This window comes from Scatolibacter rhodanostii (genome assembly GCF_900197595.1).
Classification (GTDB): domain Bacteria; phylum Bacillota; class Clostridia; order Oscillospirales; family Acutalibacteraceae; genus Scatolibacter; species Scatolibacter rhodanostii.
The window spans coordinates 1-1,790 of the sequence record NZ_FZLO01000013.1 but is presented as its reverse complement, the minus strand read 5'-3'; the positions used below and the strand labels follow the sequence as shown (position 1 = coordinate 1,790).

Annotated in this window: 5 protein-coding genes; all 5 read right to left on the bottom strand. The window is 39.9% G+C overall.

Features of this window, described 5'->3' with window-relative positions:
- Positions 1 to 69: 69 nt before the first annotated feature.
- From CS931_RS12540 to CS931_RS12520, 5 genes are read right to left on the bottom strand one after another with little or no spacing between them, the layout of a single operon-like run.
- Complete coding sequence (locus tag CS931_RS12540; RefSeq protein WP_099206224.1) at positions 70 to 429, bottom strand: hypothetical protein; 360 nt, start codon at positions 427 to 429, stop codon at positions 70 to 72.
- A 4-nt stretch (positions 430 to 433) separates the two neighbouring features.
- Positions 434 to 784: a hypothetical protein gene (locus CS931_RS12535; RefSeq protein WP_099206223.1), complete on the bottom strand. Its 351-nt coding sequence runs from the start codon at positions 782 to 784 to the stop codon at positions 434 to 436.
- Between the two features lie 23 nt (positions 785 to 807).
- Positions 808 to 1,158 (bottom strand): hypothetical protein, encoded by a 351-nt coding sequence (locus CS931_RS12530; protein WP_099206222.1) that lies wholly within the window; start codon positions 1,156 to 1,158, stop codon positions 808 to 810.
- Positions 1,155 to 1,529, bottom strand: a complete 375-nt coding sequence (locus tag CS931_RS12525) for a hypothetical protein (RefSeq protein ID WP_099206221.1) — start codon at positions 1,527 to 1,529, stop codon at positions 1,155 to 1,157. Before CS931_RS12525 ends, CS931_RS12530 begins: the two co-directional genes overlap by 4 nt.
- Complete coding sequence (locus tag CS931_RS12520) at positions 1,522 to 1,764, bottom strand: hypothetical protein (RefSeq protein ID WP_099206220.1); 243 nt, start codon at positions 1,762 to 1,764, stop codon at positions 1,522 to 1,524. Before CS931_RS12520 ends, CS931_RS12525 begins: the two co-directional genes overlap by 8 nt.
- Positions 1,765 to 1,790: the final 26 nt, after the last annotated feature.

Sequence of the window (1,790 nt, the reverse complement as noted above, 5' to 3'; positions counted from 1 at the left end):
GTCGGCTTATCTGCTACCTCAATTATTAGTTTAAATGATACTTTTGTGAATTTTGTGAAAAACTAGCCTTTATTTAAATAAGCTATAATATTTTTTTTGCACACTGTTTACGGTTATTCCTTCCCGATGACACTCTAGCTGCAGCACATTAGTAATCTGCTCAAAAGTCATGCCTGCTGCTCGTTTCTTTGCTATTCTTCGACTTTCACTTTGAGGGATTCGCTGTATGAAGGTGTCAATCTCTGCCAACTGTTCCCTGAGTTTTAATAACATAAATTTATCATCTTCGGGTATTCCTCGAATTGTAACGGCATGCACCTGATATGGCTTTACCGCACTAGAGGCTTGAACAGAAGAAGAAACACCTCGTTCCAATTCTGCAATTTCTGCTACTATGCTCCATCTGTTTTCCAGTAATTCTTTGGTCATTCGCTCACCTCCGGCGGTTGAGGCAGTGGCATCCAGTGAGTCGGTGATTGTCAGGGAAGAATTCTGTGTGTTTGCCGAATAAATCAATGTGTTTAAAAGCTTTATTTATCCACCAACCCTCAAGCACCATGCCGTTTTTTAAGTTTATTAATATTCTGCCGACTTCTTTCGGTTTTTGCTCCTCAACGCTAATCCACCCTGTCAGCATTTTGCCGTCTGTGATTTCCTCGGGTGTTAAGCCTGTATCCTCATAGCGACCTAAGGTGCTAATAGCATCTTGTTCATCTACTTTCGATTTCAGCTCATATTCTGCGTACCCAAAATTATCTGGTGTATGTTGTGTCAATCTTTCCATCTTATTTAACCTCCTGAAATCTTTTAGTCAAAAAACTCTCTACTTGTGGTGGCGACATTAGTGTCGGTCGCTGGTTTATTCATTCTAGCTCCGCAGTGAGGGCAGAATCTATAAAATTGCTTAAATGCATCGAAAAACTCTTTTCCATTTCTAGGTTCTTCTGGTGACACCTCATAGATTTCTCCACATTTGCTACATTCTGCCGTTGAGAAATCACCGATAAAATTAAGCCACTCCCCACGCACCACTTCCGCAACATCGGCATCATCAGTAAAGTCAATCAAATCAAGATAGTGGTTTGTGATATCGCTGTCATATTCGTTCTCATGCAGAATTTCTTCTCTCAAAGAATCCACATCTATGTATCTGCTCATGATCGTTCCTCCAAATCATACCGTGTGACATTTTGAACCGCCCAAAAGTCAGGTTGTTGATTATATTTCTCAAGCCATGCTTGCACTACTTCGGTCAACTGCTCCTCCAATTCATCTAATTTTTCTCTCTCAACGCAATGCGGCTGCCAACTGTCTGCCAATTCGCAAAACTCATAAGCCTCTTCTTCAATTCTATCAAGCGTGTCATATGAACTTATAGTAGTCACAAACGGCACATTTTCACCGATAAAAACGCACCATGTGTCATCATCTTTTTGTTCTCTTGCCTGTGCAAGGCATTCTTCGATTGTATCTGCTGATTCGTACCAAATTTCAGCGTGTTCGGTAAAATTCCAACTATATTTATCCATGTTGTTCCTCCTGTGCTTGTTTAATATATCTCTGATATAAGCTATTAATTCTTAGCAGATTTTCTTTCCCGTCTACATCTGGGACAACAGTTGTATCACATAAATATTGTGTAAAAGCTTTGTTTACAAGTTCATATTTCGCTTTCATCCCAAGCAAAAGACTTTTTAGGCGAACTACTTCATCTGCGAGAACTTCAGCTTGTTTTGGTAATTCGGCATCTATGTATCTTTTCATTCATCCGTCCTCCCCAGTAAATAATC

Bases quoted from the DNA above. Each gene is read 5' to 3' on its own strand.
- CS931_RS12520 (WP_099206220.1), bottom strand. From the start codon at position 1,764: ATGAAAAGATACATAGATGCCGAATTACCAAAACAAGCTGAAGTTCTC.
- CS931_RS12540 (WP_099206224.1), bottom strand. From the start codon at position 429: ATGACCAAAGAATTACTGGAAAACAGATGGAGCATAGTAGCAGAAATT.
- CS931_RS12530 (WP_099206222.1), bottom strand. From the start codon at position 1,158: ATGAGCAGATACATAGATGTGGATTCTTTGAGAGAAGAAATTCTGCAT.
- CS931_RS12525 (WP_099206221.1), bottom strand. From the start codon at position 1,529: ATGGATAAATATAGTTGGAATTTTACCGAACACGCTGAAATTTGGTAC.
- CS931_RS12535 (WP_099206223.1), bottom strand. From the start codon at position 784: ATGGAAAGATTGACACAACATACACCAGATAATTTTGGGTACGCAGAA.